The organism is Nocardia sp. NPDC057353, assembly GCF_042667085.1.
Taxonomy (GTDB): Bacteria; Actinomycetota; Actinomycetes; order Mycobacteriales; family Mycobacteriaceae; genus Nocardia.
The window spans coordinates 78,483-100,822 of the sequence record NZ_JBHVAK010000020.1 but is presented as its reverse complement, the minus strand read 5'-3'; the positions used below and the strand labels follow the sequence as shown (position 1 = coordinate 100,822).

The 22,340-nt window shown below is 71.1% G+C and carries 22 protein-coding genes, 2 tRNA genes and 1 pseudogene; 13 read left to right on the top strand and 12 right to left on the bottom strand.

What is annotated here, in order from left to right; genetic code table 11:
• Positions 1 to 508 precede the first annotated feature (508 nt).
• Together atzF and ACFUUZ_RS13305 are read right to left on the bottom strand one after the other, a co-directional pair.
• Positions 509 to 2,227: an allophanate hydrolase gene (atzF, locus tag ACFUUZ_RS13310; protein ID WP_378695693.1), complete on the bottom strand. Its 1,719-nt coding sequence runs from the start codon at positions 2,225 to 2,227 to the stop codon at positions 509 to 511.
• Positions 2,228 to 2,238: 11 nt separating this feature from the next.
• Positions 2,239 to 2,955 carry a GntR family transcriptional regulator gene (locus tag ACFUUZ_RS13305; protein ID WP_378695691.1) on the bottom strand — a complete coding sequence of 239 codons (717 nt, stop codon included), beginning with the start codon at positions 2,953 to 2,955 and terminating at the stop codon, positions 2,239 to 2,241.
• A 114-nt stretch (positions 2,956 to 3,069) separates the two neighbouring features.
• On the opposite strand from ACFUUZ_RS13305, the gene ACFUUZ_RS13300 reads away from it, so the two are divergent.
• The 3 genes from ACFUUZ_RS13300 to ACFUUZ_RS13290 are packed head-to-tail and all read left to right on the top strand — an operon-like array spanning position 3,070 to position 5,659.
• Positions 3,070 to 3,834 carry a GNAT family N-acetyltransferase gene (locus ACFUUZ_RS13300; RefSeq protein ID WP_378695689.1) on the top strand — a complete coding sequence of 255 codons (765 nt, stop codon included), beginning with the start codon at positions 3,070 to 3,072 and terminating at the stop codon, positions 3,832 to 3,834.
• A 32-nt stretch (positions 3,835 to 3,866) separates the two neighbouring features.
• Entirely contained in the window at positions 3,867 to 5,078 is a 1,212-nt protein-coding gene (locus tag ACFUUZ_RS13295; RefSeq protein WP_378695688.1) for a cytochrome P450, read from the top strand.
• The gene (locus tag ACFUUZ_RS13290) at positions 5,075 to 5,659 is read left to right on the top strand and encodes a TetR/AcrR family transcriptional regulator (RefSeq protein WP_378695686.1); all 585 of its coding nucleotides are present in this window, start codon (positions 5,075 to 5,077) and stop codon (positions 5,657 to 5,659) included. Before ACFUUZ_RS13295 ends, ACFUUZ_RS13290 begins: the two co-directional genes overlap by 4 nt.
• Here the strand turns inward: ACFUUZ_RS13290 and ACFUUZ_RS13285 are convergent, their stop codons facing one another.
• Both ACFUUZ_RS13285 and ACFUUZ_RS13280 read right to left on the bottom strand, forming a co-directional pair.
• Positions 5,660 to 6,133: a hypothetical protein gene (locus ACFUUZ_RS13285; protein ID WP_378695684.1), complete on the bottom strand. Its 474-nt coding sequence runs from the start codon at positions 6,131 to 6,133 to the stop codon at positions 5,660 to 5,662.
• Positions 6,130 to 7,164, bottom strand: coding sequence for a MerR family transcriptional regulator (locus tag ACFUUZ_RS13280; protein WP_378695682.1), 1,035 nt, complete (start codon positions 7,162 to 7,164; stop codon positions 6,130 to 6,132). The genes ACFUUZ_RS13285 and ACFUUZ_RS13280 overlap by 4 nt, the downstream gene beginning before the upstream one ends.
• A gap of 178 nt (positions 7,165 to 7,342) precedes the next feature.
• On the opposite strand from ACFUUZ_RS13280, the gene ACFUUZ_RS13275 reads away from it, so the two are divergent.
• From ACFUUZ_RS13275 to ACFUUZ_RS13265, 3 genes and pseudogenes are all read left to right on the top strand, one after another.
• Positions 7,343 to 7,415 (top strand) — tRNA-Ser (locus ACFUUZ_RS13275).
• Between the two features lie 56 nt (positions 7,416 to 7,471).
• Positions 7,472 to 8,182 carry a hypothetical protein gene (locus ACFUUZ_RS13270; protein ID WP_378695680.1) on the top strand — a complete coding sequence of 237 codons (711 nt, stop codon included), beginning with the start codon at positions 7,472 to 7,474 and terminating at the stop codon, positions 8,180 to 8,182.
• A 316-nt stretch (positions 8,183 to 8,498) separates the two neighbouring features.
• Positions 8,499 to 9,253 (top strand): annotated as a pseudogene (locus ACFUUZ_RS13265) (transposase); the annotation flags it as partial.
• Positions 9,254 to 10,066: 813 nt separating this feature from the next.
• On the opposite strand, the gene ACFUUZ_RS13260 reads toward ACFUUZ_RS13265, so the two are convergent.
• From ACFUUZ_RS13260 to ACFUUZ_RS13250, 3 genes are all read right to left on the bottom strand, one after another.
• A tRNA-Pro gene (locus ACFUUZ_RS13260) sits at positions 10,067 to 10,140 on the bottom strand.
• Positions 10,141 to 10,197: 57 nt separating this feature from the next.
• Positions 10,198 to 10,947 carry a hypothetical protein gene (locus ACFUUZ_RS13255; protein ID WP_378695678.1) on the bottom strand — a complete coding sequence of 250 codons (750 nt, stop codon included), beginning with the start codon at positions 10,945 to 10,947 and terminating at the stop codon, positions 10,198 to 10,200.
• Positions 10,948 to 11,183: 236 nt separating this feature from the next.
• Positions 11,184 to 12,146, bottom strand: a complete 963-nt coding sequence (locus ACFUUZ_RS13250; RefSeq protein ID WP_378695676.1) for a metallophosphoesterase — start codon at positions 12,144 to 12,146, stop codon at positions 11,184 to 11,186.
• 111 nt (positions 12,147 to 12,257) lie between these two features.
• Here ACFUUZ_RS13250 and ACFUUZ_RS13245 point away from each other — a divergent pair, with 111 nt between their 5' ends.
• Positions 12,258 to 12,722 (top strand): GatB/YqeY domain-containing protein, encoded by a 465-nt coding sequence (locus tag ACFUUZ_RS13245; RefSeq protein WP_378695674.1) that lies wholly within the window; start codon positions 12,258 to 12,260, stop codon positions 12,720 to 12,722.
• A gap of 51 nt (positions 12,723 to 12,773) precedes the next feature.
• Here ACFUUZ_RS13245 and ACFUUZ_RS13240 read toward each other — a convergent pair whose 3' ends face one another.
• Entirely contained in the window at positions 12,774 to 15,137 is a 2,364-nt protein-coding gene (locus ACFUUZ_RS13240) for a penicillin-binding protein (protein ID WP_378695708.1), read from the bottom strand.
• A gap of 355 nt (positions 15,138 to 15,492) precedes the next feature.
• On the opposite strand from ACFUUZ_RS13240, the gene ACFUUZ_RS13235 reads away from it, so the two are divergent.
• A complete protein-coding gene (locus ACFUUZ_RS13235; protein ID WP_378695672.1) occupies positions 15,493 to 15,816 on the top strand; it encodes a WhiB family transcriptional regulator in 324 nt (107 codons plus the stop codon).
• A gap of 62 nt (positions 15,817 to 15,878) precedes the next feature.
• On the opposite strand, the gene ACFUUZ_RS13230 is transcribed toward ACFUUZ_RS13235, so the two are convergent.
• On the bottom strand, positions 15,879 to 17,021 hold the full coding sequence (locus tag ACFUUZ_RS13230) for an ArsA family ATPase (protein WP_378695670.1): 1,143 nt from the start codon (positions 17,019 to 17,021) through the stop codon (positions 15,879 to 15,881).
• Positions 17,018 to 18,037, bottom strand: coding sequence for an ArsA-related P-loop ATPase (locus ACFUUZ_RS13225; protein ID WP_378695668.1), 1,020 nt, complete (start codon positions 18,035 to 18,037; stop codon positions 17,018 to 17,020). The genes ACFUUZ_RS13230 and ACFUUZ_RS13225 overlap by 4 nt, the downstream gene beginning before the upstream one ends.
• A gap of 75 nt (positions 18,038 to 18,112) precedes the next feature.
• Between ACFUUZ_RS13225 and ACFUUZ_RS13220 the strand changes: the two genes are divergently transcribed.
• From ACFUUZ_RS13220 to ACFUUZ_RS13210, 3 genes are read left to right on the top strand one after another with little or no spacing between them, the layout of a single operon-like run.
• The gene (locus ACFUUZ_RS13220; RefSeq protein WP_157103589.1) at positions 18,113 to 18,274 is read left to right on the top strand and encodes a DUF4177 domain-containing protein; all 162 of its coding nucleotides are present in this window, start codon (positions 18,113 to 18,115) and stop codon (positions 18,272 to 18,274) included.
• Complete coding sequence (locus ACFUUZ_RS13215) at positions 18,271 to 18,750, top strand: RidA family protein (RefSeq protein ID WP_378695666.1); 480 nt, start codon at positions 18,271 to 18,273, stop codon at positions 18,748 to 18,750. The genes ACFUUZ_RS13220 and ACFUUZ_RS13215 overlap by 4 nt, the downstream gene beginning before the upstream one ends.
• Before the next feature lie 35 nt (positions 18,751 to 18,785).
• The gene (locus ACFUUZ_RS13210; protein ID WP_378695664.1) at positions 18,786 to 19,574 is read left to right on the top strand and encodes an MBL fold metallo-hydrolase; all 789 of its coding nucleotides are present in this window, start codon (positions 18,786 to 18,788) and stop codon (positions 19,572 to 19,574) included.
• 62 nt (positions 19,575 to 19,636) lie between these two features.
• Here ACFUUZ_RS13210 and ACFUUZ_RS13205 read toward each other — a convergent pair whose 3' ends face one another.
• Both ACFUUZ_RS13205 and ACFUUZ_RS13200 read right to left on the bottom strand, forming a co-directional pair.
• The gene (locus ACFUUZ_RS13205; protein ID WP_067648128.1) at positions 19,637 to 20,311 is read right to left on the bottom strand and encodes a Crp/Fnr family transcriptional regulator; all 675 of its coding nucleotides are present in this window, start codon (positions 20,309 to 20,311) and stop codon (positions 19,637 to 19,639) included.
• A 191-nt stretch (positions 20,312 to 20,502) separates the two neighbouring features.
• The gene (locus ACFUUZ_RS13200; protein ID WP_378695706.1) at positions 20,503 to 20,730 is read right to left on the bottom strand and encodes a hypothetical protein; all 228 of its coding nucleotides are present in this window, start codon (positions 20,728 to 20,730) and stop codon (positions 20,503 to 20,505) included.
• A gap of 187 nt (positions 20,731 to 20,917) precedes the next feature.
• On the opposite strand from ACFUUZ_RS13200, the gene nth reads away from it, so the two are divergent.
• Positions 20,918 to 21,670 (top strand): endonuclease III, encoded by a 753-nt coding sequence (gene nth / locus ACFUUZ_RS13195; RefSeq protein WP_378695704.1) that lies wholly within the window; start codon positions 20,918 to 20,920, stop codon positions 21,668 to 21,670.
• On the top strand, positions 21,667 to 22,320 hold the full coding sequence (locus ACFUUZ_RS13190) for a TlpA family protein disulfide reductase (protein WP_378695662.1): 654 nt from the start codon (positions 21,667 to 21,669) through the stop codon (positions 22,318 to 22,320). The genes nth and ACFUUZ_RS13190 overlap by 4 nt, the downstream gene beginning before the upstream one ends.
• Positions 22,321 to 22,340 lie beyond the last annotated feature (20 nt).

The window sequence follows — 22,340 nt, the reverse complement described above, 5'->3', positions numbered from 1 at the left end:
GTGCCGAGGGCACCGCCCGCCCTTCGCGCGTTCCGCGGGGGCCCGTCTAGAGCAGCCCCCACCAGTACAGAACGCAGGCGAGCACCCAGACGACCACGGTTTCCATCGCTTGCTCCACTCTCCTCGATGTCGCTGTCCTCCATCATTCCCTTCCGGGCCGCCCACCGTTACGGCTCCCGAGAATTCCGGCATTTCCGGCCGCAAGGTCTTGTTAAGCGGGCCTTGAGCAGCGGGTCGCAGAGTAGTTCCCGTACCGAACAACCCGAATCGCCCGCGAGGGGTGGCGATCCGGGAACGAGGGGACGTCCGGCCGGACCGGTGCACGAGGGGTGATCGGTCCGGCCGGGTCGTCGGGGATGGGATGTGCAGCAGGCTCTTCCGGGTGCTGAAGGGCCGGCGCCGCGGGAGGCGGATGCCCGGCCACTGCCGAAGGTAACCGTTGCCGCCACTGCCCGACCCGTCCCGATTCGCACACGGACGGGCCGGCCGCGGGGGCGGGCCCGCACGGTCACCGCGTCGCGAGATACGCCTTCCAGCCGCCGTGCGCGGTGATGTCGGTACCCGCCACCGCGGCGTCGTAGCCGCAGCCGAAGCCGATCACACTGCGCCCGTCCGCGAGGTCGACGCTGGTCAGCGCCATGGGTGCGGGAAGTTCCGCGAGGAAGGCGCCGAGCCAGGCGCGCGACACCAGGAAGAGCTCGCCCGCGATCGGGGCACCGAGCCCCGGCCCGTGCCGCACCAGCCCCGGCTTCGGCGGCACCGTGTCCAGCGCGGCCAGCCGGTAGGCGTCGGTGGTGGCGATCTCCCCGGCGAAGCGGGCGTGCAGCGCGGTGAGCTGGTGGTGCAGCGGCTGCCCGCGCAGGTGCGCGCCGAAGACCGCGAGCGGTACCGCGTCGGGGATCAGCAGCGGCGGCTCGTCGCCGGTGACCAGCGCGGCGATGTCGACGGCGAGCTGATCGGCGAAGGCGGGGACCACGGCCATCACGCCGAAGGGCAGCCCGGCCGCGGTGGGTAGGCCGGGCACCGCGATCGAGGCCATGTCGAGCAGGTTGCAGAAGTTGGTGAAGGTGCCCATGCGGCGGTTGATCGCCAGCGGCTCGGCCTGCACCGCGGCGATCGTCGGGTGCTCGGTGGTGGTCGGCAGCAGCAGCCCGGCGCAGCCTGCGAGCAGGGCGGCCGCCTGGGCTTTGATCCGGGCCAGGGTGTCCAGGTCGGCGGCGAACGCGGCGGCGCTCGGCGTGGCGGCGGCGCCGATGATGGCCGCCACGGTCGGGTCGGCGCCCGCGGGGCCGGTCGCCAGGAACTCGCCGACCGCCGCGTACCGCTCGGCCACGATGGCGCCGTCGTAGAGCAGCCGCGCGGCGTCGAGCAGCGGCGCGATGTCGACCTCGGTCAGCTCCGCGCCGCGCTCGCGCAGCAGGTCGAGGGTGCGGTCGAAGGCGTCCCGGTACTCCGGGGTGAGCGCGGCCAGGTTCGCGGCGGCGGGCACCGCGATGCGCGGCGCCGCGGCCAGCGGGGTGTCGGCGGGCCAGCTCCGGCTGCGCGGGTCGCGCGGCTCCGGCCCGGCCATCACCCGGATGGCGGCGATGGCGAGCGGGAGTTCGGCGGCGAAGACGGTGACCGCGTCGTAGTCCGCGCAGGCGGGCAGGACGCCGTGCGCGGGCACGATGCCGAGCGTCGCCTTCACCCCGACGATGCCGTTGAACGCGGCGGGCACCCGGCCGGAGCCCGCGGTGTCGGTGCCGACCCCGATATCGGCGATGCCGAGCGCCACCGCCACCGCGGAGCCGGAGCTCGACCCCCCGGAGACCAGCTCAGGGTGCGGCGCGCTGCGGACCGCGCCGTAGGGGCTGCGGGTGCCGACCAGCCCGGTGGCGAACTGATCCAGGTTGGTCTTGCCGAGCAGCACCGCCCCCGCCGCCGTGAGCCGCTCGACCGCCGCCGCGGTCTCGCTCGGGGTCCTGGCGAAGCCGGGGCAGGCGGCGGTGGTCGGCACCCCGGCCACGTCGATGTTGTCCTTCACCGCGACCAGCAGCCCGGCCAGCGGCAGCTGTTCCCCGGCTGCCAGCCTGGCCTGCACCGCGGCGGCGTCGGCGCGGACCTCGAGTTCGGGGCGCAGGGTGATCCAGACCTCGGGGCGGTCCACCTCGGCGATCCGGTGGTAGGCGGCGCGCACCCGGTCCACCGGCGACGGGTGCAGTGCGGGTTCGTCGAGCAGGGCGGTCATGGCGGCTCCGATCAGGGGTTGCGGTCGGTGGCGAGCGACATTGCCGCGACGGCCCTGGTCACGCGGTCGAGGACGACGTCGAGCGATTCGCCGATGTGGGTGTGCAGCAGGCGGTAGGCGAGCGCGAGGTCGTCGGCGAGGACCGCGTCGAGGATGCCGAGGTGCTCGGCGATGGTGGTCTCGATCCGGTTGTTGACCATGAAGTCGTACATCCGCACGTGCCGGATCCTGGAGTTGACCTGCACCAGCGCGCGGACCAGCTCGGCATTGCCGGACGCGGTCAGCAGCGTCACGTGGAACTCCTCGTCCCGGACGACGAACCCCGGCTGCTGCTCCGGCGGGTCGGCGCGCAGCTCCAGCCAGCGCTCCCGCTCGGCGGCCAGCGCGGCCCGGTCGTGCCGGACCGCCGGGTTGGTCATGGCGCGCTGGATGCCGCCCAGCTCCAGGGTGATGCGCAGCTCGTAGAGGTCGCGGATGAGCGGGATGCTCGGCCGCACCGGGCTGAAGCCGTACTCCGCGCGCTCCAGCAGCCCGTCCGAGCAGAGCACGGTCAGCGCCTCCCGGATCGGCGTCCTGGAGATGCCGAAGCGCGCGGAGAGCTTGGGCTCGGTGAGCCGCTCGCCGAACTTGATGTCCCCGTTCATGAGTTCGCCGCGCAGCGCCTCGTAGACCACATCCCGCAGCGGGCGCCCCGCCGCGTCCGCGAGGGTACTCAACCGTGTCGACATGGCTGTATACGCTATGGACGCCGTGTTTCACGGGTGTGACGGTGCTGTAAGCGGTTGCGCACCCGGCCGGAGAATTCGCTCGCGTTTCCGCGCCGCACCCGCGATTGTTTCCGTGTGTCTGTACCTGAAACCGAGATCCTCCAGCGGACGGCGGCCAACCTCGCCGAGCACGCGGTCCACCTGCACCGCGGGCTGCCAGGGGCCAGGGTACTCGAGCCCGGCGACGTCACCATCGCGGACAGCGGGCTCGCCGACGACACCTTCAACCAGATCGTCGCCGCGCGCTTCACCGGTGGTCCGCGGATCGCGGAGGTGGCGGCGCTGGTCCGCGCCACCGGACGCCCCTTCTCGTGGTGGTCGGATTCGCCGGAGTTGGGCGCCGCGCTGACCGCGGCGGGCTGGACCGCGACCGAATCCGAGACCGCCATGTGGGCCCCGCTCGACGAGCTGCCCCCGATCGGTGGTGACCTGGCCATCCGGCCGGTGCGGAGCCGGGCCGAGCTCGCCGACTACGCCGCGGTGCTGGCCGCCAACTGGGAGCCGCCCGCCGCGACCGTCCGGCTCTTCTACGAGCGGACCGCCGCGGCGGCGATGGCCCCGGACTGCCCGGCCCGCTACCTGGTCGGCTACCTGGGGGAGCGCGCGGTCTGCGCGGCCGAGGTCTTCCGGTTCGCCGGGGTCGCGGGGATTTACAACATCGGCACGCTCGCCGCGTTCCGGCGGCGCGGCTTCGGCGGCGCCATGACCCGCGCGGCGCTGCACGCCGCGCGGGCGAGCGGCTACCGGACGGCGGTGCTGCAGGCGTCGGCGCAGGGCGAATCGGTGTACCGCGCGCTCGGCTTCGTGCCTGCAGGTGAGTTCACCGAGTACGCACTCTAGACACATCAGCGTATCTGTCTTACCGTCGGAACATGTTGCTCGATGAGTCTCGCGCCGTGTTCCAGCCGTGTACCGGCGCCACCTGGGCCGAGCCGTGGGGCATGTACCGCGCGCTGCGCGAGCACGACCCGGTGCACCACGTGGTCCCTGCCGAGCGGCCGGAGCACGACTACTGGGTGCTCACCAGGTACGCCGACGTCTACGCCGCGGCGCGCGACACCGCCACCTTCTCCTCGGGGCAGGGGCTCACCATCGAGTACGGCGAGCTGGAGCAGATCGGGCTGACCGCGAACCCGCCGCTGGTCATGCAGGATCCACCGCAGCACACCGAGTTCCGCAGCCTGGTCGCGCGCGGGTTCACGCCGCGGCGGGTGGAGGCGCTGGAGCCGATGGTGCGCGCCTTCGTCCGGGAGCGGCTGGAGCTGCTCGCCGACGGCGGCGATATCGTGCGCGCGCTCTTCAAGCCGCTGCCGAGCATGGTCGTCGCCTACTACCTGGGGGTGCCGGAGGAGGACCGCGACCGCTTCGACGGCTGGACCGACGCGGTCGTCGCGGGCGGCATCTCCGGCAGCGAGCAGGCGCGCGCGGCCTCCATGGAGATGGTCGGGTACTTCGCCGAGCTCATCCGGCGCAGGCGCACCGACCCCGGCGACGACACCGTCTCGCTGCTGGTGCAGGCCGGGCTCGGCGCCACCGACTCCGACGTGACCGGGCTGGTGCAGCTGCTCGCCTACACCTGGACCATGGTCGCGGGCGGCAACGACACCACCACCGGGCTGCTCGGCGGCGCCGTGCAGCTGCTGCACCGCAACCCGGTGCAGCGGGCGCAGCTGGTGCGCGAACCGGAGCTGATCCGCGCCGCCGTCGAGGAGTTCCTCCGGCTCACCGCGCCGGTGCAGGGGCTGGCCCGCACCGCGACCCGTGACGTGCAGATCGCGGGCGTGACCGTTCCGGCGGGCCGTAAGGTGCTGCTGGTGTACGGCTCCGCCAATCGGGACGAGCGGGTCTACGGCCCGGACGCCGCCGAGCTCGACATCCACCGCAACCCGCAGCGGCTGCTGACCTTCAGCCAGGGGCCGCACCACTGCCTCGGCGCCGCCGCCGCGCGCATGCAGGCGCGGATCGCGCTGGAGGAGCTGCTCGCCCGCTACCCCGGCTTCGCCGTCGACCCGGATGGCGTCGAGTACGCCGACGGCCCGTACGTGCGGCGCCCCACCCGCGTCCCGTTCCGGAGCGCCGGGTGAGCGACTGGCTGGCGGGGCCGCGCGGTGAGCTCGCCGCCGACCGCATCCTGGACGGGGTGCGCAGCCTCTTCCGGGCGCGCGGGCTGACCGGGGTCTCCGGGATCGGGATGGCCGAGGTGGCCGCCGCGGCGGGCTGCTCCCGCGCCACCCTGTACCGCTACTTCCCGAACCGGCAGGCGCTCTTCGTCGCCTTCGCCGACCGGGAGGCACAGCGCGTGGTGGCCCGGGTCTGGCGCGACCGCGGCGCGGTCGCCGACCCCGCCGCCGCGCTGCTCGACACCCTGGTCGCGGTGCTCGCCGCGGTGCGCGGCACCCCCTTCCTCGCGGTGTGGTTCGAGCCGGTGAACGCGGGCGTCGTCGCGCAGCTGGCCGACTCCTCGGACGCCGTCGATGTGCTCGCCCGCACGTTCGTCGCGAGTTACCGCCCGGACCTGGACGAGGACGCCGCCCGCAGGCTCGGCCGCTGGCTGGTGCGCAGCGTCGTCTCGCTGCTCACTATGCCCGCCGAGCCCGACGAGGAGCGGGAGCTGCTGCGCGCCTTCGTCATTCCCTTCCTGGTCGGCGCGCGCGTCCCGGCCTGATCAGCGCCGCGGCGCGGTGTCGCCGCGCTCGATCGCCGCGCCGACGCCGTCGATCGCGCCGCGGATGAGGTCGCCGTACGGGTCGGCGCCGAGTTCGGGGGCGTGCTTCCTGGCCAGGGCGAGGTGCTCGGCGGCGGGGGTGAAGGCGCCGAGGCGGCGGTAGTCGTCGGCGAGGTTGACGTGCAGCGAGGGGTAGAAGGCGGCGATCCGGAGCGCATCGTGGTGCTCTCGGGCCCGGTCGTCGGTGACCGACCCGGCGGCGTCGATGGCGCGGACGTTCCAGGCCAGGGCCTGGGCGGGCTCGTCGGGGTAGAGGTCGGCGAGGAAGTGCGCGAGGGTGCAGCGGTGGAAGGGGTCGCCCGCGGGGCCGATGCCCGCCCAGAGCTCGAGCAGGGCGGTGCGGGCGGCGCCGGTGTCGCCGTCGCGGCCGAGGGCGACGGCGTCCTGGATGGCGGTCATGGTGGGGTCGGTCATGGGGTTCCGATCTGTGGGTCGACGGGCATGGCGAGGGTGGTGAGGTCGCCGCGGTCGGCCGAGCGCAGGGTGATGGGCTGGTCCGGGGCGCGGAGGTCGAGCAGGAGCTCGGGGCCGATCGCGGTGGCGACGGCGGGGTGCAGGGTGGCGGGGTCGAAGTGCAGGGTCAGCGGCGGGCCGGTGACGGTCGCGGGCAGCGCGGTCGCGCCGACCGCGAGTTCGCCGGTGGTCGCGCGCAGCTCGACAGCGCCGCCGGGATGTTCCTCCAGCGCGCGGAGCAGCGGCTCCCGGCCGACGGTGACCCTGGTGCGGACGGGGGTGAGCGCGGCGAGCAGGCCACGGTAGTCCGGGAACTCCTCCGGCAGGATGCGGCAGCTCTGCGCGCCGAGGTGCAGGCGGTGCGCGGTGGCGCGCAGCGAGACCACCGGGGTGCGCCGGATCTCCGGCACCGCGGCGCGCAGCTCGGCTCCGGCGATCGGCGCCGACCAGCGCTCCGCGGACGGCTCCGCGGGGGCGATGGTGCGGGTGGAGAGCCGGTACCGGTCGGTGGCGGTGAGGATCACCGCGTCCGGCAGCGTCTCCACGAACACCCCCGCGAGCACCGGCAGCGCCGGGTCGACGCCGGTGGCCGCCAGCACCTGCTCGATCGCCGCCGCCAGCACCGGCCCCCGCACCGCGCCGAGCGCGTGCCCCGGCCCGGCCCCGAGCGCGGCCTCCAGCTCATCGGCGGTCCGCTCGGCGAGCGCCGCGTCCGCGGCCACCGCGGCGGCGTGCTCGCGAATCAGCCGCACCGCCTCCGCAGGCTCCCCCTCGAGCACCTGCAGCACCGGGGCCAGCGGCATCCCGATCTCGCGCAGCCTGCGCAGCACCCCGGCCCGCTCGACCTGGCGCTCGGCGTAGTAGCGGTACCCGGTCGCGGCGTCCACCTCGGCGGGGAGCAGCACCCCGGTGTCGGCGTAGAAGCGCAGCGCGCTGGCGGTGACCCCGCTGCGGCGCGCGAATTCCCCGATCGGCATGAGTTCTTCCGGCACGCGGCCATCATGGGGCTTCGAGCAACTCGAAGGTCAAGCCGCAGTCCGGCCTTTCGGCGAGTCCACGACTTCGGTCAGATGCCGTGCCTCTCCGCCAGATCTTGATCTACAATCTGCGGGCCTGGCTCGTCCGGGGCTGGTCCTGATCAGATTGGCCCGACAGTGGTCGTGCTGGGCTGGCCGGTTGGTGTAATGGTTGAACACGTCCTCCGGAAGGAGGAAGTTCCTGGGTTCGATTCCTGGGCCGGCGGAAGGCACGCGGCATGTGCCTTGCGCCGGCCTCGGAATACGTGATGGAATCTCGGCGGTGCGCAGTGAATCGTTCAAGCTGTGGTCCAAGTACCGCGAGAACCGCGACCTCGTAGATCAATCATTCGTAAGCGTATCTCGTTTGGGCAAGGACGCTATACGACAGGACGATCCTATCGCCCTCGAAGCGATCGAAAGCCTAGCCACTTTCTTGCTTGCAGCCTATGTCGAGAGCCGCCTGAATGAGACCATCTGGTACTATTCGGGGATGAAGGAAGTGCCTCGCGCGGCGCTGATGGAGCGCACCGTAGAGGAGCGTTGGTACCGGTTGATCGATATCGGTTTCGCGAAGCTGCGCGGTGTCGGTCTCCGGCAGATCCCGAATGGGCTCACCTTCACTGATCGAGCTAGGCGGGATGAACTCTACCTTGTAGTGTCGGAGTATCTGTCCCCGCTCATTACGGCTCGGAATTCCATCGCTCATGGACAATGGAAATATGCTTTCGCTTCTGACGGGAGCACGGTCAATCCAGGCCGCACTGCTTCACTGCGTAGGTACAGCATCTGGCGCTTGATCTTAGAGAAGAATTTGATCAATCATTTTACCTGGCTGGTGCACGACCTGGTAGTGACAGCTAGGACGCATGAGCGGGATTTCGACAAGCGGATCGCGGATCTTCATTCTGCAATCTATCGATTGAGAAGAGGTGATCGACAGCAGTGGGAGGACATGCTTCGTGACAGATATCATCGTCGGCCCCATGCCTAGGTACGCGCTGTCGGCTCACTAGAGGGGCGGTTGATCCCTTGTCTTTCGGGTCTCCGATTTCCCTGTGTTCGATAGCGGCGAATGTAACCTCTCCGACAACGTTGGGGACGGTGCCGCTAGAAAGGTGCGGTCCGACAAGAGACTGCTGGCCGATCTCGAAAGTCCTCTATCGAGTGTCGTCGAAATCGACTTCCTCGCTTGTGTCGCGTCGGGGTGAATACTGATCCTCTGGTTCCGGGCGGTTACAACAGCTTGTCGCAATGCTCCTGCTAAAGGCTGTCCCGTAAGCCGTTGTGCGGCACGGTAGTCTGCTGTCATGGCGGTAATCTCGGCGTCTGACCGGTGATGGTGGAGTTGTTCAGCGGCCTGCGCCCGCGCAAGTTCGCTGGTCTGATCACCGCGGCGCGAGGGCGCCGACGGCCCGTTGCGGGGCCCGCCCTGAACTTTTGGGGCTCGAGGACCGAGTACTGTTGGTGGCCTGCTACTGGCGGGCGAACCTGACGATGCGCCAGCTCGCAGCGGTATTCGGGACCTCGAAGTCGGCTGTGGCCCGGGTGATCTATCGACCTCGGTACTGCTCTTGCGGTCCGACCTCGGGCCCGCTTCCCACGGGGAACGGTGCTGATCGTGGACGGCACCCTGATCCCGACCCGCGACCACAGCATCGCCACGCAGTCCAAGAACTACCGGTACTCGACCAATCACCAGGTCGTCATCAACGCCGACACCGAACTCGTCGTCGCCCTGGGACGGCCCTTGCCGGGCAACCGCAACGACTGCCGCGCTTACGCCGAGTCCGGCGCCGCTCATGCCTGCCGCAATGCGACGGTGATCGCCGACGGCGGCTACCAGGGAACCAGTGCGATCATTCCGCACCGCAGGACGTCAGGCCGTGAGCTGCCCGCGTAGAAGCAGGCACACAACGCCTCTCACCGGCAGCTCCGGGCACGGGTGGAGCACGTCTTCGCGCGGATGAAGACCTGGAAGATCCTGTAAGACTGCCGCCCATGCGGCAACGGAGTAGCGGTCGCGATGGCCGGAGTCGCCCGGCTCGCGAACCTCGCCCACGCCGCCTGGCACTTCGGTCCGCTGCGGTCCTTCACAGCCTCGCAGGACTTACGGACAGCATTTAGAAGACGGTGTGTCGGTGGCAAGAGGGGATGCGAAGCGCAGGCTCGGATTGAAGTCTCGTTTCTGGGGTGTAATCGTCGCTGATATCGGCTTGGTCGAGGCTGCCCGGCGTGGGGATCTGGCGGGAGACGGGGATCGTTGACTGCACGGAACGGGATGCCGCAGGCATGGTTGGCCGAGGACGCCCATCCGGCTCGTTACCTGAGTCGGCTCGAAAGTCAGCGGATCGCGACGTTGCGGCAACGAGGGTGTCGATCCGTGAGATCACACGTCGGCTCGGTCGGGCGGCGTTCACGGTCGGCCGTGAAGTGGGACGCAATACCTTCGGTCACGATCGCGGCGGCTACGACTGCGACTCGGCTGATGCCGGGCCACTCAACCGGCGAACGCCGTCCGTCAGGTGCGTCCTCCTGCGATTGGGCGCGTCTCTTCGAGCTGGCGCTGCATGACCGCCGGTTGGACGTGCAAGCGAGTAGCGCCCGTCTCCGTAGCGCCCAGTAGTGAGCTGGTCGTCCGTTCGACGATCGGAATCAGCCGCGGCTAGGCGGACGCACTCGAACACTCAGGACTGGCCAGCCACTCACGATGCAAGCCACAATCGGCCTCCTGAACGCGTATCAGGAACCTGGGTGCCTGGACTGAGAGCGGTCTGGCCTGATTGACATCGGAGCCGGTGAGACACCGGTCGACCAACAAGAAGGCCCCTGACCAGATGATTCTGGTCAGGGGCCCTTCGTGTCTCAACCACACGAGTCGGGGTGACAGGATTTGAACCTGCGACCTCTTCGTCCCGAACGAAGCACGCTACCAAGCTGCGCCACACCCCGGGGAGGAGAACCTGAAGTAGCTTACAACAGGGGGCCTCCGGACGTTAAATCGGCAGGTCAGGGTTCGTAGGGGCGGATCGAGCCGACGATGCGCTTGGCGCCCGCCGGGTCGAGCGCCTGCGGGACGCCGGTGTCGGCGGCGATCACCATGACGAAGCTGCCGTTGGTGCTCGGCGCGGCCCAGGTGTACACCGAGTACTCGGCGGCGCAGCCGGGGGCGGGCTGCGTGATCCGGCCCCTGGTCTCCACGAACATTCCGTGCTGCCCGCCGTCCAGCGAGCTGAGCGGCTCGGCGGGGCCCGCGGTGCCGGGGTCGGCGTAGGCGAGCCGGGCCGCCTCGGCGCCGACGGCGGCGGCCGCGGCGGCGGGGTCACGCTCGGCGGCGGCGGTGAGGAAGGAGACGGTGCGGGTGGAGCCGGGGCAGTAGTCGCGGCCATCGGAGGCGTAGCCCTTGCCGGTGAGCGAGTCCGGGGCGCGGCCGAAGCCCGCCACCGTCTCCACCGGGGCGATCTGCCAGCCCGCCGGGACGTCGTAGGCGGCGTCCCGGTCCGGCGCGGGCACCACCCGGTAGCCGGGAATCACCGCGGGCGGCACCGCGACGCCCGCGGTCGCCTCCGTGGTCAGCGCGCTGACCAGTGGCGGGGCCCCGCCCTCCCGATCGTCCGAGCCGCGGGCGACGGCGACGGCGGTGGCGGCGGCCGCGAAGACGAGCACCGCGGCGCCCGCGGCGGGCAGGCTCCGGCTCGGGCCCGCGGGCTTGGCCCGGTACTCCGCGAGGAAGGTGTCGAAATCGTGCGGTGGCGGCACCGCGGGCCGATCCGGATCACGATCTCGGACGGCGGTGGCGCCCGCCGGGTGTGGCCCGGCGGCGTACGGCGAGCCGGATCCGTCCGGAAACGTCGGTCCGTTCCGCCTCCCCGCTTCGGATTCCAGCGCTCCGCGCGACGCCCCCGACTGCCCCCACGAGGTCGGGTCGGTGCGTCGCGCATCGGTTTCTGCCAATGTCGCGTCCCCTGCCTGATTTTCGGCCTCGGGACGCGACCTTAGCGGGCGATGGCCGCCGAAGCCGAACGGCCCCGGCCGGTTTCGGTCGACGGCTGCTTCGGCGGCGCGGCCACCAGGGTGAGCAGCGTCGCCTCCGGGCGGCAGCAGAAGCGGTACGGCGCCCACGGCGAGGTGCCGATGCCCGCCGAGACGTGCAGCCGGGTGTGCTCGCCCCAGCTGGACGGCCCCTTCACCCGGGAGCGGTCGATCCCGCAATTGGTCACCAGCGCACCGAAACCGGGGACGCAGAGCTGGCCGCCGTGCGTGTGGCCCGCGAGCACCAGGTCGTAGCCGTCGTCGGCGAAGCGGTCGAGGACCCTGGGCTCGGGCGAGTGGGTGAGCCCGATCCGCAGGTCCGCCAGCGGGTTCAGCGGGCCCGCGATGGTGTCGTAGCGGTCGCGCCGCAGGTGCGGGTCGTCCACCCCGGCGGTGGCGATCCTGATGCCGCCGACCTCGAGGTCGCGGCGCACGTGCGTCAGGTCCAGCCAGCCGCGCTCGTTGAACGCGGCGCGCAGGTCCTGCCACGGCAGCGGGGCGCCGTAGGTGCGGCGGTGGTCCTTCTTGAAGTACTTGAGCGGGTTCTTCGGCACCGGCGCGAAGTAGTCGTTGCTGCCGAACACGAAGAGCCCGGGGCGGGAGAGCAGCCCGCCGAGCGATTGCACGACGGCGGGCACCGCCTTCTGGTGCGACAGGTTGTCGCCGGTGTTCACCACCAGGTCGGGCTCCAGCCGATCCAGGTCGCGCAGCCACTGCTGCTTGAGCTTCTGGTTCGGCGTCATGTGCAGATCGCTGATGTGCAGCACCCGCAGCGACGCCGACCCCGGCTGCAGCACCGGCATGGTCGTCTCCCGGAGCACGAAGGCATTGCGCTCGACGAGGGAGGCGTAGCCGATTCCGGCGACCGCGGCTCCCGCGGCGACCGTTGCGGCGCGTCCGACGGCGGAGGTCGTGATGACGGGCATTTGACCAGCATAGGTGAGCCGTGCCGGTCCCGCCCCGTGTGTTCTCGCACAGCGGGTGCCACGGGCGCAAATGCGCTGGGAGCCGGGCTCCGGACGGGCTAGCGTGGGGGTATGTCGGAACTGAAGTCGCAGCTGCGGGCGGATCTCACCACCGCGCTGAAAGCCAAGGACACCCTGCGTCTCGGCACGGTCCGGATGCTGCTCGCCGCGATCCAGAACGCCGAGACGGCGGGCTCCGAGGCGCGCGAACTCTCCGACGCCGAGGTCGTCTCCGTGCTGCAGAAGGAGGCGAAGAAGCGCGGCGAGGCGGCGGAGGTGTACGCCCAGAACGGCCGCGGCGAGCTCGCCGCCAACGAGCACGCCGAGGCCAGGATCATCGACGAGTACCTGCCGACCCCGCTCACCGAGGCGGAGGTGGCCGATCTCGCCGACACCGCCATCGCGCAGGTCGCCGAGGAGCTCGGCGAGCGGCCTGGCATGCGGCAGATGGGACAGGTCATGAAGATCGCGACCGCGCTCGCCGCGGGCAAGGCGGACGGCGCCAAGATCTCGGCCGCGGTCAAAGCCCGGCTCTGAGCCCCGGATCGAGAACCGCCCCCGGCTTCGATGGCCGGGGGCGGTTCGCGTCTAGCGGGGGATCGGGATGGGGATGGGGATGGGCGGCAGGCGGAGCGGCGGCAACCCGGGGGCAACCGGGACGGGTGCGGGCGCGGGCGCCTGGGTCGGCACCTGCCGCTGGGTGCCGTCACTGACGTAGATGGTGATCACCGACCCCGGGATGGCCGACCCGTTCGGCGCGGTGCCCATCACCGTCCCCTTCGGCGCGGCGCCGCCCTGCGTCACCGCGGTCACCTGGAACCCCGCCCTGGTGAGCGCCGAGGTGGCGTCGCCCTGGGACATGTTGCTGACATCCGGCACCTGCGCCTGGTTCGACCCGCGCACGTACTTGTCGTCCAGCGGGGGGAGCACCGGCGGCGGGTACTGCCCGAGTACCGGCTTGACGGCGTTGAACCAGGTGCGCGCGGGTTCGTTGCCGCCGAAGAGGTCGCCGCTGTAGCAGTTGCGCAGCGGGAAGGAGCAGATCTCGCCGGGAGTCGGGCTGTCGCCGTAGACGTAGACCGCGGCGGCCAGCGAGTTGGTGAACCCGAGGAACCCCGAGGAGCGGTGGCTCTCGGTGGTGCCGGTCTTGCCCGCCATCGGCGCGTTCCAGGCGGCGGCCGCGGCGGCGCCCGCCGCGGTGCCCTGGGTGTCGTCCTTGCTCATGGCGTTCGCGAGGGTGTGCGCCAGCCCCGGCTCGACCACCTGCTCGCAGGCCTGCTGGGTCAGCGGAACCTGCTTGCCCTGGCGGTCGATCACCTCGCGGATCGGCGACGGCGGGCACCAGCGGCCGCCGGAGGCCAGGGTCGCGGCCACATTGGAGAGCTCGAGCGGGTTGATCGCGACCGGGCCGAGGGTGAAGGAGCCGAGGTTCTGCTCCTTGATCATGTCGGCCAGGCTCTGGTTGCTGAACCCGGAGGTGCCCGCCTCGGTGTACGAGCGCAGCCCGAGCCGGACCGCCATGTCCACCACCGGCGCCACCCCGACCGCCTGGATCAGCTTGACGAAGGTGGTGTTCGGCGAGGTCGCGAGCGCCTCGGTGACCGACATCGGGGACTTGTACCTGCCCGCGTTCTCCACGCAGTAGGTGGCCGCCGGGCAGCCGCGGGCGCCGCCGTTGCCCATGCCCTTGGCCTCGAAGCGGCCGGGCACGTCGAGCTGGGCATTGATGCCGAGCCCCTTCTCCATCGCGGCGGCGGTGGTGAAGAGCTTGAAGATCGAGCCTGCGCCGTCGCCGACCATGGAGTACGGCTGCGGCTGCACGGTCTCGTTGGCGTCCGGGTCGAGGCCGTACCGCCTGCTGCTCGCCATGGCGACCACGTCGTGCGAGTTCTCGCCCGGCGCGACCACCGACATCACCTCGGCGATGTTCGCCAGGTTGGGGTCGGCGGCGGCGCTGACCGCGTTGCGCACCGAGTCCTGCACGGCCGGGTCGAGCGTGGTGCGGATCAGGTACCCGCCCTTGTCCACCTGCTCGCGGCTGATGCCGGAGTCGGCCAGGTACTGCAGCGCGTAGTCGCAGAAGAAGCCGCGGTCGTTGGCGGCGATGCAACCGCGCGGCAACCCCTTCGGCTCGGGCAGCACGCCGAGCGGCTCGGTCTTGGCCGCGCGGAACTCGTCGGCCCGGCTCGGGATGTTCTGGATCATGGTGTCCAGGACGGTGTTGCGCCGCTGCAGCACGCCGTTCTCGTTGGTGTACGGGTTGAGCTTCGACGAGCTCTGCACCATGCCCGCCAACATGGCCGACTGCGCGACGTTCAGGTCAGCGGCCTCGACGCCGAAGTAGGTCTGCGCCGCGTCCTGGATGCCGTAGGAGCTGTTGCCGAACGGAACCAGGTTCAGGTAGCGGGTGAGGATCTCGTCCTTGGTGAGCTCGCGGTCCAGCGTCAGCGCCATCCGGATCTCGCGGATCTTGCGGGCCGGGGTGGTCTCGATGGCGGCCCGCCGCTCGGCGTCGGTCTTCGCCACCACCAGCAGCTGGAAGTTCTTCACGTACTGCTGGTCGAGCGTGGAGGCGCCCTGCTGGACCTCGCCGCTGGCGGAGTTGGTGAGGAACGCGCGCAGCGTGCCCTGCCAGTCGACGCCGTCGTGCTCGGCGAACCGGCGGTCCTCGATGGAGACGATCGCGAGCTTCATGTTGTTGGAGATCCGGTCGCTCGGCACCTCGAACCGGCGCTGCTCGTACAGCCAGGCGATCGGGTTGCCCGCGGTGTCGACCATGGTCGAGACGGCGGGGACGGTGCCCTCCACCAGCTCCGCGGACACGTTGTCGACGGCGTCGGCGGCGCGATTGGAGACGAACCCGAATCCACCGGCGAGCGGGAACAACAGCCCAGCGACGAGCACGGCGGCAAGCACACAGCTGCCTGCCAGTTTCGCGAGCGTTCGTGTCATCGGCACGGAGCCAGACTACGGGGTGCGCGGTACCCGGTCGCGAGGTGCGCAGGGCGAACGACACGCTGCCGGACGGCGGTGTCCGCCGCCCATGGGCGTGTCGCGGGATTTTCCCAGCGAGTCGGCCCGACTGGACGGTTCGGAAGTTGCTTCGCAGGCACGGACGTACCAAAAAGGTTGGAGCGCGGTCTTGCGTTGGTCCCAACCTTTACCTAGATTGAGAACCCAGTGTGATAGAGCTAACACTCAAAGTGGAATGTGGTGCAGTGCGCAGCGGGGTCTGGGTTGCCGCGTACTGAACGCGATTCCGGAGCGCCGGTTCATACGGTGTTCGGACTGCAAAGGGGCACACCAAATGCACATGACAACCCCCATCGCTCGCTTGAATGTGGAGCAGGCCGAGGCACGGATCGCCTGGGTCTCCGAGGCCCGATGCAAGGAAGTCGATCCGGACCAGCTGTTCGTTCGCGGTGCGGCGCAGCGCAAGGCAGCGACGATCTGCAGGCACTGCCCGGTGCTCATGCAGTGCGGCGCCGACGCGCTGGACAACCGGGTCGAGTTCGGGGTGTGGGGTGGCATGACCGAGCGACAGCGCCGCGCCCTGCTCAAGCAGCACCCCGAGGTCACCTCGTGGGCCGACTTCTTCCAGGCGCAGCGGCAGCACCAGATCGCGATGTAGCCCCCTGCCATACGTCCCCGCTACCGGAATCCGAGCCCGCAGCCGCGGGCTCGGTCCCGTTTCTAGGGGCGGACGTCGGCGGTCGGGCGGGGGCCTGCCAGCTGATCGCCGACCGCGCGCAGCGCGGCCAGGTCGGAGACCTCGAAGGGCAGCGCGCGCACCGCGACGATCGGCACCCGCGGGTGCGCCCCGGTGAAGCGCTGCAGCAGGTGCTGCTCCCGCTTCGCCGTCGCCACCCGCTGCGCGTGCACCCGCAGCACGGCGGCGGTCAGCGTCGCGTCGTCGCCGAGCTGCTCGGCCGCCGAGCGCGCCCGGTCGCCGGAGAGCGTGCTGAGCACCGGGTGCGTCCGGTTCAGCACCAGCCCGGCCAGCGGCATCCGCTCCGCGGAGAGCCGGTCGACGAAGAACGAGGCCTCGCGCAGCGCGTCCGGCTCGGCGGCGGCGACCACCAGGAAGTGCGTGCCCGGCTGGGCCAGCATGGCGAAGGTGCGGTTGGCCCGCTCCTGGAACCCGCCGAACATGGACTCCAGCGACTGCAGGAAGTTCGACGCGTCCTTCAGCAGCTGCCCGCCGACCACCGTCGAGACACCCTTGAGCGCCAGGCTCATGGCCCCGGTGACGAACCGGCCGACCCCGCGGCCCGGAGCCATGATCACCCGGATCATGCGGCCGTTCAGGAAGGTGCCGAGCCGCTTCGGCGCGTCCAGGAAGTCGAGCGCGTTCCGCGAGGGCGGGGTGTCCACCACGATCAGATCCCAGTCCTTGCGGCTGGTCAGCTGACCGAGCTTCTCCATCGCCATGTACTCCTGCGTTCCGCCGAAGGAGGAGGCGACGGTCTGGTAGATCGGGTTGGCGAAGATCTGCTGCGCCTTGTCCGGGCTGGTGTGCTCGAGCACCATCTCGTCGAAGGTGCGGCGCATGTTCAACATCATGGCGTGCAGCTCGCCGGGGACCTCGGGGCCGAGCTGCACCCGCTGCGGGGCGTTGTCCAGCTCCGCGACGCCGAGCGACTGCGCCAGCCTGCGCGCCGGGTCGATGGTCAGCACGACCACCCGGCGGCCCAGCTCGGCGGCGCGCAGCGCGATCGCGGCGGCCGTCGTGGTCTTGCCGACGCCGCCGGAACCGCAGCAGACCACGACCCGCGCGCTCGGGTCGGCGAGGATCGCCGCGACGTCGAGCCCGGCCCCTGTGCTCGGCGCTGTCATCGGACCCCCTGCTCGCTCAGCTTCTCGGCCAGTTCGTACAGCCCGCCGAGGTCGATGCCGTCGGTCAGCGCGGGCAGGTACAGCTGCGGCACGTCCACCTCGGCCAGCTCGGTGGCGCTGGTGTCCTGCGCGCGCAGCCGGGCCGCGTGCTCGACCGCCTCGGTGACCAGGCCGTCGAAGTCCTCGTCCGGCAGCGTGATACCCGCAGCGGCCAGCTCGGAGCGCAGCGCGTCCCGGTCCAGCTCGCCGTCGGCCACCGCGCCGCGCACGTCGGCGGGGAGGTAGCCGCGGCCCGCCCGGTTCACGATCACCGTGCCGATCCGCAGGTCGTTGGCGGTGAGCTCGGCGACGGCGTCGGCGGTCTCCTGCACCGGCAGCGCCTCCAGCAGCGTCACCAGGTGGATCAGCGTCTCGTCCGAGTGCAGCAGCTTGGAGACGCCCTCGGCCTGGCCCGCGATCGGGCCGCCGCGGGCGATCTCGGCCATGGCGGTGGTGACGTCGAGGAAGCTCGCGATCCGGCCGGTCGGCGGGGCGTCCACCACGATCTCGTCGTAGACCCGCTTGCCCGTTCCGCGATCCGTCCGGATCACGCACTCCTTGATCTTGCCGGTGAGGATGACGTCGCGCAGCCCCGGCGCGATGGTGGTGACGAACTCGATGGCGCCCATCCGGCGCATGGCCCGGCCCGCGAAGCCCAGGTTGTAGAACATCTCCAGGTACTCGAGGAAGGCGTGCTCGATGTCGAGCGCGAGCGCCCAGACCTCGCCGCCGCCGTCCGCGGAGGCGATCCTGGTCTCGGTCGGCGGCAGTGGCGGCAGGTCGAAGAGCTGCGCGATGGACTGCCTGCTCTCCACCTCGACCAGCAGCACCCGGCGGCCGCCCCTGGCCAGCGCCAGTGCGAGCGCGGCGGCGACCGTCGACTTGCCGGTGCCGCCCTTGCCGGAGACGTAGTGCAGCCTGGCGCGGGTCGCCCGTTCCGGCCAGCCCGTCGTCGGCGCTGCTGTTGGTGCTTCCACCCCAGCGAGCCTATAGGCCGGAAGACCGGTCCGTCCGTGTGATGCGCCACCGGCGGGTCCCGTTACGCTCTGCGCATGAGCGAAATCACCCAGTGGGAGTACGCGACCGTGCCGCTGCTGACGCATGCGACCAAGCAGATCCTCGACCAGTGGGGCGCCGACGGCTGGGAGCTGGTGACGGTGCTGCCCGGCCCGACCGGCGAACAGCACGTGGCCTACCTCAAGCGCGCGAAGTGACCGCGGCCGCCGGGTCCGCGACCCCGTGGCGGGAGAACCTGGCCAAGCTCGGCGTCACGCTGCCGCCGGTCAGCGCGCCGGTCGCCGCCTACGTGCCCGCGCTGCGCTCGGGCAACCTGGTCTACACCTCCGGCCAGCTGCCGTTCGTCGACGGTGAGCTCGTGGTCGAGGGCAAGGTCGGCGCCGAGGTCACCGTCGAGGCGGCCGCCGAGGCCGCCCGGCTCTGCGCGCTGAACGCGCTGGCCGCGGTGCACGACCTGGTCGGGCTGGACGAGGTGGTGCGGATCGTCAAGGTCGTCGGCTTCGTGGCCTCCGCGCCCGGCTTCGGCGACCAGCCGGTGGTGATCAACGGCGCCTCGCAGTTCCTCGGCGCGGTGTTCGGCGATGCCGGTGCGCACGCCCGCTCCGCCGTCGGCGTCTCCGAGCTGCCCCGCAACACCCCGGTCGAGGTGGAGCTCATCGCCGAGGTCCGCTGAGAAGCGAATCGAACCCGAAACACAGGGGGAGTGCCATGACCCTGACCCATCCCGCCTACGGACAGCTCCGCACCGTGACGCCGAACGCGTCGGTGCTGCTCGCCGACAATCCCGGCCAGATGACCCTGGACGGGACCAACACCTGGATCCTGAAGGCGCCCGAGAGCGCCGAGTACGTGGTGGTCGACCCCGGCCCGAAGGACCGGGCGCACGTGGACGCGATCGCCGAGGTCACCGGCGGCGCCATCGCGCTGACCCTGATCACGCACCACCACCACGACCACACCGGCGGCATCGACCGGCTGGTCGACCTGACCGGCACGGTGGTGCGCGCCAAGGACCCGACCTTCCTGCGCGGCACTGAGGCCGCGCTGGTCGACGGCGAGGTGATCGAGGCGGCCGGGCTGCGGATCGAGGTGCTCGGCACGCCGGGGCACACCACCGACTCGGTGAGCTTCGTGCTGGCCGACGGGGTGCTCTCCGGCGACACCGTGCTCGGGTTCGGGACGACGGTGCTGGAGAACCGCCCCGGCGCGCTCGCCGACTACCTGGGCTCGCTGGACCGGCTGCTGGCCGCGGGCGACGGCCGGGCGCTGCTGCCCGCGCACGGCCCCGACCACCCGGATCTGGGCCCGGTGCTGCGCTACTACATCGAGCACCGGCACCAGCGGCTGGAGCAGGTGCGCGCCGCGCTGGCCGAGCTCGGCGCCGACGCGGGCGCCATGGCGATCGTGCGCAAGGTCTACGCGGATGTGGACAAGAAGCTCTGGCCCGCGGCCAGAAGCTCGGTGCAGGCCCAGCTGGACTACCTGCGCGGTACCTGAGAAACAGCACAGCGCGCCGTGCGGACGAACCGCATCGGCGCGCTGTCTGCTGTGCGCGGAGGCTAGCGGGCGCGGCGCGCCAGCCGTTCCGAGTCGGAGATGAGCACGCTCTTGCCCTCCAGCCGCAGCCAGCCGCGGTGCGCGAAGTCGGCGAGGGCCTTGTTCACGGTCTCGCGGGAGGCGCCGACGAGCTGGGCGATCTCCTCCTGGGTGAGGTCGTGGGTGACCCGGAGGGCGCCCGCCTCCTGCGTGCCGAAGCGCTGCGCGAGCTGCAGCAGTGCCTTGGCGACGCGGCCGGGGACGTCGGTGAAGATCAGGTCGGCCAGGTTGTTGTTGGTGCGCCGGAGGCGGCGGGCGAGCACCCGCAGCAACTGCTCGGCGATCTCGGGGCGCTGGTCGATCCAGGCCTTGAGCGCGTCCCGGTCCATGGTCACGGCGCGGACCTCGGTGACCGTGGTCGCGGTCGAGGTGCGCGGGCCGGGGTCGAAAATGGAGAGCTCGCCGAACATGTCCGAGGGGCCCATGATCGTCAGCAGGTTCTCCCGGCCGTCCGGCGAGCGCCGCCCGATCTTCACCTTGCCGGTGGTGATGATGTACAGCCGGTCACCGGGCTCGCCCTCGTTGAAGATGATGTGGCCGCGCGGAAAGTCGACGGGCTGGAGTTGTTTGGCGAGGGCGGCCACCGCAGTGGGCTCGACGCCCTGGAAGATGCCTGCTCTGGCGAGGGCCTCGTCCACGAATGTGCTCCTTTGGGAAATGGCTTCCGTACCGGGACCGAATCGACCCGGCCACCAGCGGAGTCTACGCGGAGGGAGGCTCGGACAGTGACAGACACCACGTAAAGAGCGGATTGCGGGACGTTGATGGAACGAGTGATCGGAAGGCTCCGCGACCGGCTCACTCGGGCCGGACGCGGGGTGGGATGAGCTCAGCTCGCCCGGGCGACGTCGAGTTCGTCGGTGCGCGAGCGGCGCTTGCGCATCCGGGCGACGGCGGCGGGGAGACCGAGCTTGGTCAGCTCGCTGACCTCGGCATTGCTCGCCTTGTCCAGGTACTGCTGGACCTCCTCGTCGGGTTCGACGAGTTTCCGGAGGCGGCTCTCGAACCGCTCCATGCCGAGTGCGAACAGCATCATCGCCACTGGGAAGAGCACCACAGCGAGTCCTTGCATGACGAGCAGTAAACACGGTCGAGGTCTCAGATGGAACACGGCGGGAGAACTGGCAGGGCAACAGTGTCGGGCGGTTCCGTATGGTGGACGCGTGCGTTCTCCCGCTTCCCCCGCCGCCGCCGACGGCTCCGCCCGTACCGCGGCCGGGGCGGGGGCCGCGCCGGGCGGCGGCGTGGCGCCGCGCCGCAAATCCAGGGCGCGACAGGCGGAAACACGGCTCGGCCTCGTGCGCAGGGCGCGCCGGATGTATCGCACGCTGACCGTCGCTTTTCCGGACGCGCACTGTGAACTCGATTTCCGGACGCCGCTGGAATTGGCGGTGGCGACGATTCTTTCCGCCCAGTGCACGGACGAGAGAGTGAATCTCACCACTCCCGCGCTCTTCGCCCGGTATCGCGATGCCCGCGCCTACGCCGAGGCCGATCGCGCCGAACTCGAGGAATTCATCCGGCCGACCGGTTTCTTCCGCAACAAGACCAGTTCGCTCATCGGGCTCGGGCAGGCGCTGCTGGAGCGACACGACGGCGAACTCCCGCACACCCTGGGCGAATTGGTGCAATTGCCGGGAATCGGGCGCAAGACGGCCAATGTCATCCTCGGCAACGCGTTCGACGTCCCCGGCATCACCGTCGACACCCACTTCGGCAGGCTGGTGCGGCGCTGGGGCTGGACCGAGCTGGAAGACCCGGTCAAGGTCGAGCACGCGATCGGGGAGCTGATCGAGCGCCGGGACTGGACCATGCTCTCGCACCGGGTGATCTTCCACGGCAGGCGCGTGTGCCACGCCCGCAAACCCGCCTGCGGGGCCTGTCTGCTCGCCAAGGACTGCCCGTCCTACGGTGCGGGCCCCACCGATCCCGAGGTGGCCGCCAAGCTGGTGAAGGGGCCGGAGGCGCCGCACCTGCTCGAACTGGTCGGCCGGTGACGCGGTGGCCGGTCGCCGCCCGTCTCGCGCTCGTCGCGGTGATCGTCGCGGTGGCGCTGGCGGTGGCGCTCTGGCCGCGGAGCGCTGACGCGCCCGATCCCGGGCAGCAGGCGCCCCGCGCGGCGGCGGTGTCACCGGCGGAGCGGGCGGCGGCCGGCCTGCTCCCGTGCCCGGGCCCCGCAGGCGCTACCGCCGCGCCCGCGGAGTCGGGTGCTGCCGGAGAAACCCCGCTCGCCGGGCTGAACCTCACCTGCCTCGCCGACGGCGAGCCCGTCGACCTCGGCGCCGCGCTCGCGGGCAGACCCGCGCTGCTGAACCTGTGGGCCTACTGGTGCGCGCCCTGTGCCCAGGAACTGCCCCATCTGCAGGAGTACGCCCGACAGGCGGGTGACAGGATTACCGTGCTGACCGTGCACAGCGACCCGGAGGAGGCCAAGGCGCTCAGCAGGCTCACCGGCCTCGGCATCACGCTGCCCGGCGTGCTCGACCCCTCCGCCGCCCTGCGGAACGCGGTCGGCGCGCCCGCGGTGCTGCCGATCTCGGTGCTGCTGCGCGCGGACGGCACCGTCGCCGACGTCGTGGTGCGCAGCTTCACCGACACCGGCGATATCGGGCGGACCGTCGCGGCCGAACTGGGAGTTTCGCTATGAGGGTGGGAATGGCTGGGTCG

Bases quoted from the DNA above. Each gene is read 5' to 3' on its own strand.
- atzF (WP_378695693.1), bottom strand. From the start codon at position 2,227: ATGACCGCCCTGCTCGACGAACCCGCACTGCACCCGTCGCCGGTGGAC.
- ACFUUZ_RS13305 (WP_378695691.1), bottom strand. From the start codon at position 2,955: ATGTCGACACGGTTGAGTACCCTCGCGGACGCGGCGGGGCGCCCGCTG.
- ACFUUZ_RS13295 (WP_378695688.1), top strand. From the start codon at position 3,867: ATGTTGCTCGATGAGTCTCGCGCCGTGTTCCAGCCGTGTACCGGCGCC.
- ACFUUZ_RS13285 (WP_378695684.1), bottom strand. From the start codon at position 6,133: ATGACCGACCCCACCATGACCGCCATCCAGGACGCCGTCGCCCTCGGC.
- ACFUUZ_RS13250 (WP_378695676.1), bottom strand. From the start codon at position 12,146: ATGCCCGTCATCACGACCTCCGCCGTCGGACGCGCCGCAACGGTCGCC.
- ACFUUZ_RS13245 (WP_378695674.1), top strand. From the start codon at position 12,258: ATGTCGGAACTGAAGTCGCAGCTGCGGGCGGATCTCACCACCGCGCTG.
- ACFUUZ_RS13240 (WP_378695708.1), bottom strand. From the start codon at position 15,137: ATGACACGAACGCTCGCGAAACTGGCAGGCAGCTGTGTGCTTGCCGCC.
- ACFUUZ_RS13235 (WP_378695672.1), top strand. From the start codon at position 15,493: ATGCACATGACAACCCCCATCGCTCGCTTGAATGTGGAGCAGGCCGAG.
- ACFUUZ_RS13230 (WP_378695670.1), bottom strand. From the start codon at position 17,021: ATGACAGCGCCGAGCACAGGGGCCGGGCTCGACGTCGCGGCGATCCTC.
- ACFUUZ_RS13220 (WP_157103589.1), top strand. From the start codon at position 18,113: ATGAGCGAAATCACCCAGTGGGAGTACGCGACCGTGCCGCTGCTGACG.
- ACFUUZ_RS13210 (WP_378695664.1), top strand. From the start codon at position 18,786: ATGACCCTGACCCATCCCGCCTACGGACAGCTCCGCACCGTGACGCCG.